Raw genomic sequence first — 14719 nt, forward strand, 5'->3', positions numbered from 1 at the left:
AACGAAGAACAGGAGAATCAATGAAGAAGATCACGTTAGCCGCGTCCGCCATTTCGGTCATTGCCGCCTCGACCAGCGCGCAGGCCCAAAGCACTGTCACGCTTTACGGTTTGCTCGACGTGGGTATCGGCTATGTAAAGACGACCTCGGGAAACAGCTACCAGATGCTGTCCGGCAATCTGCAAGGCAGCCGCTGGGGGCTTAAAGGTCAGGAAGATCTTGGCGGCGGTTTGAAAGCCATTTTCCAGCTGGAGAACGGGTACAGCGTGGCGACAGGGAAACTAGGCCAGGGCGGCCGAGAGTTTGGCCGGCAAGCTACCGTTGGACTGACCAGCGCATCGTGGGGTACAGTGAAACTCGGACGGAGTTACGACGCCACGGTTGACCTCGTCCAAGGGGTGACAGGAGATCTCTACGGCGCGGTCTTTTCAACACCGGCTAATGTGGACAACAACGACAACAGCATGCGAGTGTCGAACCAGATCAAATACATCAGCCCAAACTACGCCGGTCTGCAGTTCGAGGCGCAGTATGCACTTGGGGGCGCTGCGGGTGCGGTAGGCCAAGGTTACACGTATAGTGCCGGCGCTGCGTACACACACGGTGCACTAAGCGTCGCGGCGGCATACTTCCAGGCAACCAATCCGAACCCTGATGCGGCCAAGCGATCTGGGTGGACCAGTACAACCGCCGATTCAATTTTGAACGGCGCATCGATTACTGCGGGATATGGAACCGCTCATACGATTGCCATCTCGCAGGTGGCCGGTCAGTATGTGATCGGTCCTATGACCGTCGGCGTCGGCTATAGCAACACCCTCTTCAAGGCGGATGGCTTTTCCACCTTCAACTCCACCCAAAAATTCAATACCGGCAGAGCCTTCATCGGATATCAGGTGACGCCGGCCATCACTACTGCAATCGGGTACGCCTACACCTCTGCAACTGGCAATGCATCGGCACACTACAACCAGATTAGTGCAGCCAGCATGTACGCGCTATCGAAGCGTACCGATGTGTATGCCGTCGCAGGCTACCAGCGAGCCAGCGGCGAACAGCGCACGGCTGCGGGCGGCATTCAAAGCGCGCTTGCTTCGGTGGGAGATTATGGAGTTGACGGCACAAAGGACCAGACTATCGCGATTGTCGGAATTCGACACAAGTTCTAAGCGTCGACATAACGACTAAGCGAACGGCACTTTCCATTCTTACTGGACGGAAAGTGCCGGTCCCCAGTTACGACTTCTCTGCGACTTACTTTGTGCGATTACCTGTCGGATACCGAAAAAATTGCATTGAAAATAAACTTGTACGCCCCAGAAGTTTGACCGCGGAAGTTAACTTCAGGTCCGATCAGAATCAGTCGACCTTTCCCGACTTCTTTGGATACGATCGCAGCCGCGCCAGCCAATTCATCTTCCCGGAGCGCGAATCCGCTCTGCAATATATCCCGCCCGTCAAACCAGCAAGCGCAATTGGAACGCTCACGATGCTTGTTAGAAAACACGGGGCTATGGTCAAAAATCAGATTCACGTCGTCGCCCATCCCCCACGCGAGCGGATGCTCATTATCGACTTTTGCTTTTACGACCGACAAAGGAATATATGGACGTCCATCATGTCTGGAAACAGGACAGCCCAATGGCGAAGCGATATTCGTACCGCTGCCAATTCCAACCACGGAACCGCCAGACGTCAGAAAATCACGGACGTTTTGCAATGTCTTTTCGTCCTCGACGTCCCCCAGCATATGGTGGTATCTGTCAGGAATATCCATGGGGGAAATCGGTGTGCTGTCGAGCGAATTGAGGTAGGCGGCAGCTTCGTCTACAGGCTCGCCATCCACAGCGTCTCTAGCTGCCTTATTGATACTGCCGTCCGTTAGAAAGAGAACATCGAATGTATCGCCCCAGTTCCCAGCCATCAGATCACCCGGGTACATCACTGTGTGGGGGAATTCGAATTCGTCCAGAGTCCACTGCAACCATCCTGCAGATCGCACGCCGCCGAACTTACTGACGATCCCGATTCGCGTGCCCCTAATCTCCTTCATCGTAAAGCATGGAGGCGCGCTTTGCGCAATGACGTCGAGTCCCAACTCCTGGATCCCACCACTCACTACCTTTAAAACATCCGTGTCTTGCGGTATCCAGAAAGCCCCTGAACGTAAGCTGACGCCGTCAAATACACTGGCTTGACATATCCGATGCACTTTTTTTCCCGCAGCAAGCAGACGGTTGATCAACCGATAGGCGTGATTAGACTCACAGCCCACCACAAACCCGATAACGGCTGAATGGGCATAGCCTCCGATCAAACGCCCTGATGGAATAGCAATAGAAGACTCAATGGTCTCAAACGGCCCGTCAAATCCTTCCAGGATGCGATCGAATTCGATGCCCATCTGATAAGCCAATGTGTAACCTGCAGCGTCGTACGGAAGCTCAATTGGACCGCCGGAGAACAACGGCATAGAGGGCCACTCATGCGATTCGAACATATCCAGGATGAACGGGCGATACGGCTGCGCCGTCTTGACGACCAGACTACCCGCTGCATAATTTCGGGTTCCAACGATAAACGCTCTTTTCGCACGCTCGACGCGTACACCCCCGCGAAGCAGCACATTCGCGAACGATACTGCGTTCGCGAAATCAGGCTGATCCGACGGGATGATATATCCGCGCGGGTTCCGAAGCGCGGGCTTACGCAAAACGGACGCGTGCCGCGAAGGGTCCGCTTCGCTCCAGCCTCGCAAATTCCCCACATGGATTCCGGATGCCCGGTCAAAAGCATCGTAGATACGCTGCGACTGAAACGGATCCGGTGTCGTCAACGAAGCTAACTGGCTTGGCCCCATCGTCCACGTGTCGCGATTGCCGGCTTCGATTGCGTCCCGATTTGCCGTGTAGGTTGCCATCAACAACCGCTCTCGATTAGAGGCGACCCAGGCGAGGACCGCCTTCTGCGCCGAAATCTGATATTCGATTGTCGTTGCCGCTTGCCAGATTTGTGGAGCAAGCGCTAAAGGCTGTATTCCACTTGGCACATGACGCGCCGGGACGAAAGGAATTCGCTGCGGATGTGGGGTGCCGATCACCTCCGAGAGGATCCCCACTACGTTATGCAAATGAGCCGTCGTCGTAGACATGCCATTAGTCCATGCCGTATACGGAGCCGCATTCTGCATGTACGACCCGACCTTGCCCTCCGCGATGAGTCGATGGTGAACGGCCATGCCCAGTTCAGCGCTCGTCGCGAGGACAAGCGGCGGAGTATAAGCGTTGTTCGGGTCGCGGAAGGGGGGAACATACATCGCCCCCCCTAGAGGCCCCGTCTGATGAGGGTCATACGCAACCTGCGGAAACCACTCCCGGTACATGACTTCTGCTACGTTTCGTGTTTCCGCTGTCGCCGTGAAATGATAGTCACGATTGATATCGGAACCCGCATACCGAGGCATCAACTCCGGCGTCGCAAAGCGCCATTCCACCGGCCGTTTTGCGGGATCCCGCTCACGCATATACTCGCACGCAAAGTCCTCGTGACCATCCGGATTCGCATGTACCAGCAACAGCACCACCTCATCCAGAATTCTCAGGGTCTCCCGATCCGTTCCTGAGGCCAAGCGCCATGCCAGTTCGAACAGGGTCTGCGTCGGGAGAATCTCGTTATGGTGAACACCGGCATCGATAAATACCACGGCCTTGCCGTCGCGCGCCAACTCCGAAGCGCGACCATGATCGATATCGTAGGGTTGTGCCAGAGTGCGGGCCAGATCTCGATGTTTGTCAGCATTCACCAGATTGTCCGGCGACGAGATGATCAGCATGTACTGACGTCGCCCATATCCGGTAGCCCCGATATCCACCATTTTGATGCGTGACGATTGGGTCGCCAGCAAGGTCCAATATTCTACCAATTGAGTATAGTTAGCGAGATAGTAATCTTCGCCAATCTCGTGCCCCAAGAACTCTTTGGGCGATGTAATAGAATTCATTTCCAATCTCATGGGAGCGGTCGGGTGTGAATCTAGGAAATCAGAACGAAATAGTCGTAAGCAAGACGTGCCACATCAGCGATTATCGAGTTTCGGTAAGCCATATTTTCGGGTGAATCTTTAACGTACACTGCTAAAGCAACAGTGCCCCGTCCATCCGGAAGTGTCAGGAATCCGACATCTGCTGCGGCACCGAGCCCGCTGCCAGTTTTATTGGCGAACGGCACGCCCTGCGGTAGCCGGCCTTTAACACGTTCCGGACTGGTCGTCGTGCGACTCATGATGTCAAGAAGCAAATCACGCGATGCTCTGGTTATTCCTTTTCCAGACCACAGCGCATTGAGCAATTCGATCATCGTGTACGGTGTGCATTGGTCACGCAAATCGTTGCGATAATCGGTTTTTTCGCCGTGCATCCGGTTTCGCGCGTCGATCACGTCGAAGGATGCGTTTCGCAGCGCATCGCGCTCCGAAACGTCAAATGGAAGCTCCGCAATATCGTGCAGTACACACAGTGCGTGGCGCATGGTGTACCGTGATTCGAAACCTTCGATTCCAAGCACGGTTTCGACATAGTCGGCGACAGCCTCCGCCCCTCCTGCCACCCGGAACATCACGTCCGTCGACGTGTTGCAGCTGCGGGTGATCATCGGTTCAAGTAAGTTCATCACCGAGAGCGCGACCCCATCATGCAAAAACTCCTCACCTAGCGGCCCCCCTGAATTCATCTCACTCGACTGGACTTCGATCCAATCGCTCAAGGCCAGCTCACCTGCATCCACAAGGGCCAGTACCTTCATCGCGATGGCGATCTTGATGGTACTTTCGAGCGGGAAGCGGCAATCCTCATGAAGCCCCAGTCGCTCTCCGGTCTCTACATGCAACGCCGACACACCCACGCTGCCCCTAGAGTATTCGATAATCCGCTGTAACTCCGCGACCGCATTTAGTTTCGCAAGCGTGGCGGCGGGTCGGCCAGGATGAACGGGCGAAGCAGTCTTACTGTTTTCTGTCATAGCAACGACTTTAAATTCGGTTTAATCGACGACACCGGCTCTCCAAGAGACGAACATGAAGCGCCGGCAATAGATAGCAACCCAGTCGGCAATCTAGTCGCCGAGTTCATCCCAGCAAACGCGGCACATTCGCGCCAGATGTTCCGAAGCTGCGTGCTGACCGGGCATTCCGTCCGGCATTTCAACCGGCACATCGACCGCATAAGCCGTCATGACGAAGCGTGGCTTTCCATTTCGGAACACGATGCCGGCGTCCATTTTTCCGTGCTTACCCGTACCGGTCTTGTGAGCGACTTTGGTCCCCAACGGCAGGTGAGCCGGTAGCTGTGTCCGATAAACCTGCCGGATCAGGATCTCCATAGCAAGCTGACATAGCGATTGCGAACATCCCAGCCGTTGAGCCGCCGCATCGTCCTGGCTTCCGGCAAGTACCATCTGAAGAAGATTGCCTTGATCGATGGCACTCGTCTGAGCCACGAAATCGAAGTCGTGGTCTGCAGGCATATCTCTTGGCGGGACGAGTTCGCGAATCAATGTCGCCGACATGCCGAGCCGTTGACAATAGTTATTGATTGCATTCAGCCCTACCGCTTCCCCGACGAGACTCGTACACGTGTTGTCGCTTGTGATGATCATCTGGACGAGCGCGTCGCGTAACGGAATAGTCAGCCCAGGCGTCATGAAATAGAAAACTCCCGACACGACGCCCTGCATCAGGCGTTCGTCGATCACCATGCGTTGGGACAAATTTAATCGCCCGGCATGTACGGCTTCAAGCGCAGCCAGCATAAACACGATCTTGCGCGTACTTTGCGACGGTACCGGCATTTCCCCAGCGCGATGGATTTCAATATTGCTTTTCAGATCCTTGACATACCATGTCGTTGTGAAGGATTGGGCGTCACAGAGCCTATCCAGTTTTTCTTTCAGCCCGTTCATTGTCTTCATAAGGTTTTTCATCTTGATTCGAGGGGTAACGACAGTGCCTGCTGAATGGGCCTGGCGTTCTCAAGCGCAGCAACCAACGAAAGCGCCGACTGCTGCGCAGTCATGTCCAGCGCGCGATCTGTCAACACGCGAGCTGAACGGGATTCAACGAGATTTGATACTTTCGCGGCAACCCATTCATCGTCCCACTGTGGTTGCAGCACGTGTTGAACGGCTCCCCCGTTCTCCATCAAGGTCTCGCAAACGTACTGTTTTCCGCTCACCCACGCTCGGACGGCACTTGGCTTGTTGCGGACGCTGCGTTGCGGATTTGTGCGAGCGTCTTGGGAAGGCCACGGTTGACGATGCTCCACCACTTCGATTTTTCTTCGAAATGCCGCGATACGGGGATGATCAGACAGTTCTTGCGAGCCCCACTGAGCGCCCGGCGGTATTCCGAAAGCAAGCATCGCCATGGTGTGCGGAATGCTGAATTGCCTGGCGGCGAAAGTCGCAGGAGTCTGATTGACGGCGTTTGGGGAGAGTCCGGCAAGGCCTATCTCGGCGACAATCCTTTCCGTGCGCTCAAGAGCGACTGGAAGCTGGCTCGTGAGCGCAAGCATGTTTTTCATGGGCCCAATGTTGAGTCCACAACAGGGCCAATCCTTGTAGACAATACGTCGGATACGCCAGCTCGACCCTAGCGATTCCGACAAATACTTCGGCTTAGCATGTTCGGCACAGAGGATGCGAAACAGGCCCCAATCGTCTTCCGTAAGCGATGTTAATCCCGTGGAACCTGCTGCGGCAGATACCGCCGCCATCACGCCGGCCAACGTGCACCATCCCACGTCGCAGAACTTCGTGTTGGGCGAATTCGGCATTCTGCCCCATACACCGCCAGTGGGAATGGGCATGGATGCTCCCGCGATCGCATACGCCTCGGCGCTCGACGATGCGTCTAGCTTCAACAGTTTCGACGCCGTCGCGACAGCCGCATAGACCACCGGAGCGGACACACTCCAGATGGGCGCATATTGAGGCTTCCCTTCGATCTCCGTGAAATATGGCCCAATCGCATCCATGACGCGCGCGCCCGTCTCATAGCCAGCCGCAATCGCGGTCAACAATTCTGCGCCACTGGCACGGCTAATTGCCGCCAGCGCGAGCGCGGCAGCGACCGGCCCGACGCCAAAATGCGCACCGTTGTAGCCCTCGCTGAGATCCAATGCGTCCCCGAGGCGCGCATAACCATAGGCTCGACTACCTGGCGCACTGGCGCCCCCGAGCACAGCCACGGTGCCTGCGACAATCGGCTCCATCTCCGAAGCACGCGCAGCCACAATGCACCCCATATAGTCCAGGAACATTCGCTGGGTTTCGCTCCGCACGTCGTCGGGTATGTCTTCCAACCTGAGGGAGAGGTTGAATCTGATCAACGCCTCAACGCTCATAATGCAATGTCATTCAGATGGCAGGCACTTCGGTGGCCTGGAGCAATCGTCTTGAGCAACGGAGCATCTTCCTTGCAACGGGCCATCGCGTGCGGACATCGCGGGTGGAAATGACACCCGCCGGGGGGAGACAATGGGCTGGGCAATTCGCCTTTCAGAAAAGAGAACGGCTTTCTGGTGGTGTCGATGCGTGGCACTTCCTCGAGGAGTGCCTGTGTGTAAGGGTGATTGGGCTTCCCGAAGACCTCCTCGGTGGGCGCCTCCTCGACGATTCTGCCAAGATACATAATGGCCACCCGATCGGAGATGTGCTCGACCACGCCAAGATCATGGCTGATAAAAAGATACGTCAAACCGAGACTTTCCCGCAGGTCCATGAACAGATTTAGAATCTGCGCCTGGATCGATACGTCGAGCGCCGCCACGGCTTCGTCGCAGACCAGAAACTCCGGATTGACAGCAAGCGCGCGAGCAATCCCAATTCGCTGACGCTGACCGCCGCTGAACTGGTGTGGATAGCGGCTTTTGACGGCTGGATCGATTCCGGCTCGTCTCATCTGGTCATCCACGTAAGCAGAGTGATCGCTATCGACAAGCCCATGGATCCGCGGCGCCTCTCCGACGATATCGCCTACCGACATTCGTGGATTCAACGAGGCAAATGGGTTCTGGAATACCATTTGCACCCGCAACTTCCGTTGACGGTCTTCGAGCGCCGAGAGCGAATCGACGTCAGATCCGCGCCAGAATATGGAGCCTTCCGATGGTCGCATGATGCCGGCGACCATTCTTCCCAAGGTTGATTTGCCGCAGCCGGATTCCCCTACGAGGCCGACCACCTCACCACGTCGAACCGTCAGACTGACGTCGTTCACCGCGTAGACTTGCGGCGACAATTTCGCGGCGCCAATCCGTGCGAGTGAGCGGACCAGAAGATCGTCTCGAGCCCCGAAGCGCTTCGAAACACCTCGGAGTTCGATCATCGGTTCGACTGGGTCGGTTGGCATCCGCGGTTCAATCGCTTCCATATCGCTCATATTCATGCTGGCGCTTCCGATTTCGAATTAGGTTGTGCTATCGGATGGATACATCGGAACGCGTGACTGCCCAACACCGTCTCCGACACATCGGTACATGCCCCGTCTGCACTGGCACACCGAGGTCTGAAGGCACAGCCCGCCGGCAGATTCAGAACATTGGGTGGCATTCCAGGGATCTGATGCAACCGTACTCCGCGCGGGTTGCGACTTGGCACCGACGCCATCAGTCCCGCGGTGTAGTGATGCATCGGGCGATTTAACACGTCCTCGACGCCGCCGTGTTCGACAACTTTGCCCGCATACATCACGGCGATTTCGTCGGCGAGTCGCGCGACCACAGACAAATCGTGCGTGATCCATATCAGAGCGGTATTGCTCTCCCGAACGAGCGCGTTGATCTCGGCGAGTATCTGCGCCTGGATCGTCACATCGAGCGCCGTAGTAGGCTCGTCCGCAATGATGAGATCGGGCTTGTGCAGCATCGCGATGGCAATCGCGACACGCTGGCGCATGCCTCCCGAAAATTGATGGGGATACGCGGCAAGACGCTCTTCGGGACTGGGAATTCCGACTCTGCCAAGCGCTTCGCGGGCGCGAACCCGAGCTTCACTGAACGTCACCCTTTCGTGCGCCCTGATTGCCTCGATCATCTGCGTGTCGATACGCAGCACCGGATTAAGCGTCATCATGGGATCCTGAAATACCATGGCCATGCGCTTGCCGCGCAAACGCCGTCTTTGTTCCCCTTTGATTGTCGACAGGTCGCAGCCGTCAAACAATATCTGCCCGCTCACGATGCGGCCCGGCTTTTCGATCAATCCCATGATCGAATAGCCCAGCATCGACTTGCCCGATCCGCTCTCGCCCACCAGTCCAAGAATTTTGCCTCGCTCGAGACTGAGCGATACGTCGTTGACCGCTCTGACTTCGCCGGCGCGAGTGGCAAACGAAGTACGCAGATTTCGCAACTCCAGTAATGGACTCATGCCAGGCTCCTGGGACTCAACACATCTCTCAGGCGGTCACCCACCAGGTTGATCGAAACGACCGTCAGAACAAGAGCAATGCCCGGATAAAAGCTGATCCAATATTGACCCGACAACATGTACTGGTAGCCATTTGCGATCAGCAGTCCAAGACTCGGTTCGGTCACGGGCACGCCCAGCCCTAAAAACGACAATGTCGCTTCAAGTGCGATGGCGCGGGCCACCTGAACGGTCGCAATCACAATGAGCGGCGGAAGAATGTTCGGGAACAGGTGACCAAATAGAATTCGTCGTGTTGGAATGGCAAGACACTCCGCGGCTTCCACGTATTCCTTTCTGCGCTCGACTAATGTCGTGGCCCGTGCCGTTCTTGTGTACGCCGCCCACTCGACGATGATGAGCGCCAGCACTACGTTCATCACTCCTTTTCCGAGAAAAGCCAGAATCATCAGTGCGACGAGAATCGCCGGAAATGCCAGCTGAAAATCGACGATTCGCATGATGACCCCCTCAGTTCTACCGCCCACGTAAGCGGCAAACAGACCGAGCGATGCGCCGACCACTGCAGCAAACAACGCTGACGCGACCCCGACGCCCAGCGATATTCTCAAACCGTAGAAGATAGACGACAAAATATCGCGGCCTTGTTCGTCCGATCCCAATAACATCTTCACACCGCCGCCGGAGATCGAACCGGGCGCCAATCGGCCGTCCATGATGTCGATGTGGGTGAGGTCATACGGATTCTGGGGGGACAGCACTGGCGCGAAGATGGCTATGCCAATGACCAGTACTAACACGACAAGGCTGATTACCGCGATCCATGAAGAGAAGAACTGCCTGGCCATGCGGCGCGCGGGCGTTTCCGGCTTTTGCTCGACGACCGTCGTCGACGCGAAATCAACGACATCGACGGCCGGAGGACTCGATTGGGAGGACATGACTTTTAATCCTGGCTTCTGATGCGGACACGCGGGTCCAGCAATGTGTAAAGAACATCAACCAACAGATTGATACTCACGAACAGGAACGCGATCATCATCAGATAGGCCACGATGACGGGCCGATCGAGTTTGTCGATACTGTCGATAATCAGCTTTCCCATGCCTGGCCAAGCAAATACAGTCTCGGTGACAACGGAGAAAGCGATCAATGAGCCAAACTCCAACCCCATAACCGTGACAACCGGAATCAACGTGTTCTTGAAAATGTGCACGAAGATGATCCGCGTCTCGGTCAGACCTTTCGCTCTTGCGAACTTCACGTATTCCATCGGCAGCACTTCGCTCACGCCGGCTCGCGTGAGCCGCATCACGAGCGAGGTTTCGAAAAGCGCTAGAGTGCCTGCTGGAAGGACCAGATGTTTGAGACCGTCGAAGGTGAAGAGTGACCATTGCGCCCCGAGCAACGCTATTGTTTGGCCTCGACCGCTGCTCGGAAACCAGCCGAGATTAACGGCAAATACCATGATCAGAAGGAGCCCCACCCAGAATGACGGCAAGGAGAATCCGACGATACTCAGCGACATCGACGTTTTGCTGAACAGCGACTCGGGTCTAAGCCCGGCGTACAGGCCGAGTGGTACGCCAACGAGAATTGACAATATCAAGCCGCAGATCGCGAGCTCCACGGTTGCCGGCATTTTCTCCAGAATCACCTTGATGGCGGACTCCCCGTAAACAAAGCTATTGCCCGCATTCCCGTGCACCACGCCGTGCAGAAACGATAGATACTGCCTCCACAGCGGCTGATCGAGGCCGAAGGTCTTCATGACATGGACGCGCTCTATCTGACTCGCTTCCGGACTGATCAGCATTTCGACCGGATCTCCAATCACATTAACCGCGACAAACACCACAGCTGTCATCGCGATCACGATCAGAATCGCCTGTAGCACCCGGCGGCTCAACCAAAGTGTCATACCATCTCCAGATCAAACGGGTTTCGCAAAATAGGCACTCGAATGCCCCATCGGATTGGCCAGATAGCTGAGACGATCCTTTCGCCCGGCCCATGTCGCTTCTGTATAGAAAACCGGGATGAGTCCCACATCCGCCATCAACGCCTTCATGCCTTCGGCCAATGCGGCATTGCGGCGGGCCGTGTCCATTTCATTACCGGCACGTTTGAGCGCTTCATCGACGTGAGGATTGGAATACATCTGTCGATTCGATCCCCCTAGTCCCGCTGCCGCATCCTTGGTTTGCGCAAGGTACTGCATGGTGATTAGCGTGGACGGAGAATTGAATCCGAGGATAAAGAGCGAATACGCGCGTGCAGTCGCTTTGGTCGCGAACACGGACATCGGCGCTACCTCAACTGCGGTGGTAATGCCAATTCGGCTGAAGCCTTGCGCGATTGCCTGTGCCACGTTGGTATCGTTCGGGAAATATCCGTTCGGGCCATGCAGCGTCATGCGGAAACCATTCGGATAACCCGCCTCGGCCAAGAGGCGCTTCGCTTCCACGAGGTCCGTTTTCAGCGCCGCCATGTTGGGTGCGCGATCAGGAACGGCGGTAGAGACCATCTGATCGGCGACCGTACCCTGACCCGACATCAAACGGGTCACAATGCCGCTGCGGTCGACAGCAAGCGAAAGCGCCTGCCGGACCCTCACATCCTGCAGCGGGTTCGACTGAAGTGGTTTCCCGTCCTTGTCGAACACGAAGGGCGAGTCCTTGCGCATCGAATCGGGGAAGAGATAGATAGTCAGGAATCCCGTTGTCTCGAACAGCGCAAGTGCTTTGTCCTGCTTCAACCGATTCACGTTTTCGACCGGCACCGTGTCGATCAGATCGACATCCCCGCTTTGCAAAGCGGCGATACGCGCCCCAGGATCGGAGATGTACTTGATGACCACGCTGTCCCAAGCCGGTTTGCCGCCGAAATATTGAAGGTTCGGGCTCAGCCGCAATTCCTGACCATTCGCATACGAGACAAACTTGTAGGGTCCCGTGCCGATCGCTGCCTTGCCCGATGTAAAGTCGGCGGTCGTAGCGCTCGCGTGAATCTTGCGAGACAGCATGGCCACCTGAGTCAGACGCCAATCGAAAATTGGGTCGACCGTGTGGAGCTTGAACCGGATCACCGTCCGGCTCACAATCTCAATCGACTTCACATTACGGGTACTGGCCGTGAAGGGCGACGAGGAGCCAACAACTTTCGGTACGCGCTCGTAACTGAACAGCACGTCTTCGGGTTCAAAGGGTGTGCCGTCGTGGAACTTGACGTCGCTGCGCAAAGTTAGCTCCCAGGTCGTGTCGTCCACAACCTTCCAGGCAGACGCCAGATTTGGCTTGACCACGCCACTCGAACTGTCGCTCAACAGAGTGCTGAAAATTTGCTGCGTCGCCTGCACGCTGATGAATGCGTCCTGGAACTGCGGGTCGAGCGACGTCGGTGGCGACGTGACGCCCATACGGAGTTCACGGGAACCCGCTGCCATTGATGGCAGTGGAAGAACATCCATCACAGCACCGGCCAGACCGATTTTTAGAAAAGAACGTCGTTGCATGGGAGTTCGCCGAATCAGTGTTTTGATGTTGGAAGATTCGCGCCTTATTGCGCGGTGATCGCGTTCGCCAGCGTCAGCCCATCGGCGCGCGGAACATAGGCATAGCCCTTTCGGGTCACCCAGTAGTTGACGAAATTAAACAGGGGAATCACCGCGAGGTTGTCCAGCGCCACGCGGGATGCGTCCTGCAGCAACTTCTCCCGCTGCAGGGTATCGACCGTTCGCAGCGCGGTATCGACCTGCTGGTCCAGCGCCGGGTTCGAATAGCGAGACCAGTTGTACGTGCCTCGAGACTTGCCGGGATCGACAGTGCCAAGCAGGCTGCCGAGAATCGAGCCGGCTTCGAAAGAACTGTTTCCCCAGTTGTCGATATAAACAGGAACACTCTGGTTGCTTGCCAACTTGATACCGATCGACGTCGGCACAGCATTCACCTTCGTGCGTACCCCGATTCTCGACCACATCTGCGCGATGGCCTGCGCCACTTCAACGCTATAGGGAACCCGATCGTTCGTTGCAGTCAACGTCAATGAAAATCCGTCCGGATAGCCGGATTCCGCCAGAAGCTTTTTTGCCGCGACTGGATCGTATTTAGGAACACCAACATCCGACAGCGATGAAAAGACCCCCGGCGGCAAAAACTGGCCCGTCGGCTCTGCCGTGCCGAACATGATTTTTGACGCCAATCCGGACCGGTCAATGGCGCCCGAGAGCGCCTTTCTCACGGCGAGATTGGTTAGCGGTGACGGGGTAATCCGGTTCCCGCTTGCATCCGTTACAGGTTCGGCGTCCGCGCTCGCCTGATAGAACGGCATGACGTAAGCCACGCGCAAACCTTTTGCGGAGAAAAGACGAAAACGGGAGTCGTTACGCAGGCGTTCGATGTCTTGTGCCGGAGGTGTCTCGGCAACGTCGATGTCGCCGGCAAGGATACTGGTCGTGCGTGTCGCCGCGTTTGTGACGACTTCGTAAGTCACATGTGCCCACTGTGGCTTTCCGTTCCACCAGTCGTCATTACGCACGAGACTAAGGCGTTCGTTCGTGACGTACTTTTCGAACTTGTACGGGCCCGTCCCAATCATTGCGCGGCCGGAGTTGTAGTCCGCTGTGGTCGATATTGAACCGGCCTTCTGGGAAACGATTTCGATAAAGCTCAACTGCATCGGCAAATTCGGCGTGGGCACAGAGGTAGTAATGTGCACGGTCAGGTCATCGACCGACTCCACCTTGACGATCGTATTGATCAAACCAGAAAACCCGCCCGGCGCGCCCGGAACATTTTTAACCCGATTCAGACTGAAGACCACGTCTTTGGCAGAAAAAAACGACCCATCATGCCAGTGCACTCCCTTTCTTAAATTGAATTCCCATACGGTGTCCGAGATTGATTTCCAACTCGTTGCAAGTGAGGGCATCAGCCGGCCTGTCGCGTCTCTCGAAACAAGAGGTTCGAAGATGTTCAGCGCGACCGTGTGATTAGGCGTCGCGTTGTAGAAATGAGGATCAAGTGAGGTAATAGCAGCAGATAGCCCAATCCGGACTTCCTGCGCTTGTGCCGGCGCAGCGTAAAGCATCTGCAACCCCGCACATATGAAGGTTAGAAAAATGAGCGAACATCTTGAAATAGACACTTTTTAAGTCCCCCGACGAAACGTTGAACGACGACCCTTTCATTGCGATGGGTACCGTGGAACACATCTGGATACGAAAAAAGTTTTTCACTACAAAATGACTCGAACAAGCAGCTTGGATGCTGACGATGTGTTCTTTAAACACACCATT

At 55.9% G+C, this 14719-nt stretch carries 11 protein-coding genes; 1 reads left to right on the forward strand and 10 read right to left on the reverse strand.

What is annotated here, in order from left to right:
- Positions 1–20 precede the first annotated feature (20 nt).
- Entirely contained in the window at positions 21–1169 is a 1149-nt protein-coding gene (locus BLS41_RS35870; RefSeq protein WP_074773748.1) for a porin, read from the forward strand.
- A gap of 98 nt (positions 1170–1267) precedes the next feature.
- Here BLS41_RS35870 and BLS41_RS35875 read toward each other — a convergent pair whose 3' ends face one another.
- The 10 genes from BLS41_RS35875 to BLS41_RS35920 form a co-directional block, all read right to left on the reverse strand.
- Positions 1268–4012 (reverse strand): M14 family metallopeptidase, encoded by a 2745-nt coding sequence (locus BLS41_RS35875; protein ID WP_083380282.1) that lies wholly within the window; start codon positions 4010–4012, stop codon positions 1268–1270.
- A gap of 20 nt (positions 4013–4032) precedes the next feature.
- Complete coding sequence (locus BLS41_RS35880) at positions 4033–5016, reverse strand: serine hydrolase (RefSeq protein ID WP_074773756.1); 984 nt, start codon at positions 5014–5016, stop codon at positions 4033–4035.
- 93 nt (positions 5017–5109) lie between these two features.
- Positions 5110–5976, reverse strand: coding sequence for a serine hydrolase (locus BLS41_RS35885; protein ID WP_253189916.1), 867 nt, complete (start codon positions 5974–5976; stop codon positions 5110–5112).
- Entirely contained in the window at positions 5973–7397 is a 1425-nt protein-coding gene (locus BLS41_RS35890; RefSeq protein WP_074773761.1) for an MmgE/PrpD family protein, read from the reverse strand. The genes BLS41_RS35885 and BLS41_RS35890 overlap by 4 nt, the downstream gene beginning before the upstream one ends.
- Complete coding sequence (locus tag BLS41_RS35895) at positions 7394–8434, reverse strand: ABC transporter ATP-binding protein (RefSeq protein WP_436972080.1); 1041 nt, start codon at positions 8432–8434, stop codon at positions 7394–7396. The genes BLS41_RS35890 and BLS41_RS35895 overlap by 4 nt, the downstream gene beginning before the upstream one ends.
- Before the next feature lie 2 nt (positions 8435–8436).
- Positions 8437–9423 (reverse strand): ABC transporter ATP-binding protein, encoded by a 987-nt coding sequence (locus BLS41_RS35900; protein WP_074773765.1) that lies wholly within the window; start codon positions 9421–9423, stop codon positions 8437–8439.
- Entirely contained in the window at positions 9420–10364 is a 945-nt protein-coding gene (locus tag BLS41_RS35905; protein ID WP_074773769.1) for an ABC transporter permease, read from the reverse strand. Before BLS41_RS35905 ends, BLS41_RS35900 begins: the two co-directional genes overlap by 4 nt.
- A 5-nt stretch (positions 10365–10369) precedes the next feature.
- A complete protein-coding gene (locus BLS41_RS35910; RefSeq protein ID WP_074773774.1) occupies positions 10370–11344 on the reverse strand; it encodes an ABC transporter permease in 975 nt (324 codons plus the stop codon).
- 12 nt (positions 11345–11356) lie between these two features.
- Positions 11357–12937 (reverse strand): ABC transporter substrate-binding protein, encoded by a 1581-nt coding sequence (locus tag BLS41_RS35915; protein ID WP_074773778.1) that lies wholly within the window; start codon positions 12935–12937, stop codon positions 11357–11359.
- A gap of 44 nt (positions 12938–12981) precedes the next feature.
- Positions 12982–14511, reverse strand: coding sequence for an ABC transporter substrate-binding protein (locus tag BLS41_RS35920; protein ID WP_074773782.1), 1530 nt, complete (start codon positions 14509–14511; stop codon positions 12982–12984).
- Positions 14512–14719: the final 208 nt, after the last annotated feature.

The organism is Paraburkholderia fungorum (assembly GCF_900099835.1).
GTDB classification, from domain to species: Bacteria; Pseudomonadota; Gammaproteobacteria; order Burkholderiales; family Burkholderiaceae; genus Paraburkholderia; species Paraburkholderia fungorum_A.

Bases quoted from the DNA above. Each gene is read 5' to 3' on its own strand.
- BLS41_RS35895 (WP_436972080.1), bottom strand. From the start codon at position 8,434: ATGAGCGATATGGAAGCGATTGAACCGCGGATGCCAACCGACCCAGTC.
- BLS41_RS35915 (WP_074773778.1), bottom strand. From the start codon at position 12,937: ATGCAACGACGTTCTTTTCTAAAAATCGGTCTGGCCGGTGCTGTGATG.
- BLS41_RS35910 (WP_074773774.1), bottom strand. From the start codon at position 11,344: ATGACACTTTGGTTGAGCCGCCGGGTGCTACAGGCGATTCTGATCGTG.
- BLS41_RS35900 (WP_074773765.1), bottom strand. From the start codon at position 9,423: ATGAGTCCATTACTGGAGTTGCGAAATCTGCGTACTTCGTTTGCCACT.
- BLS41_RS35880 (WP_074773756.1), bottom strand. From the start codon at position 5,016: ATGACAGAAAACAGTAAGACTGCTTCGCCCGTTCATCCTGGCCGACCC.
- BLS41_RS35875 (WP_083380282.1), bottom strand. From the start codon at position 4,012: ATGAGATTGGAAATGAATTCTATTACATCGCCCAAAGAGTTCTTGGGG.
- BLS41_RS35885 (WP_253189916.1), bottom strand. From the start codon at position 5,976: ATGAAAAACCTTATGAAGACAATGAACGGGCTGAAAGAAAAACTGGAT.
- BLS41_RS35890 (WP_074773761.1), bottom strand. From the start codon at position 7,397: ATGAGCGTTGAGGCGTTGATCAGATTCAACCTCTCCCTCAGGTTGGAA.
- BLS41_RS35920 (WP_074773782.1), bottom strand. From the start codon at position 14,511: ATGCTTTACGCTGCGCCGGCACAAGCGCAGGAAGTCCGGATTGGGCTA.
- BLS41_RS35870 (WP_074773748.1), top strand. From the start codon at position 21: ATGAAGAAGATCACGTTAGCCGCGTCCGCCATTTCGGTCATTGCCGCC.
- BLS41_RS35905 (WP_074773769.1), bottom strand. From the start codon at position 10,364: ATGTCCTCCCAATCGAGTCCTCCGGCCGTCGATGTCGTTGATTTCGCG.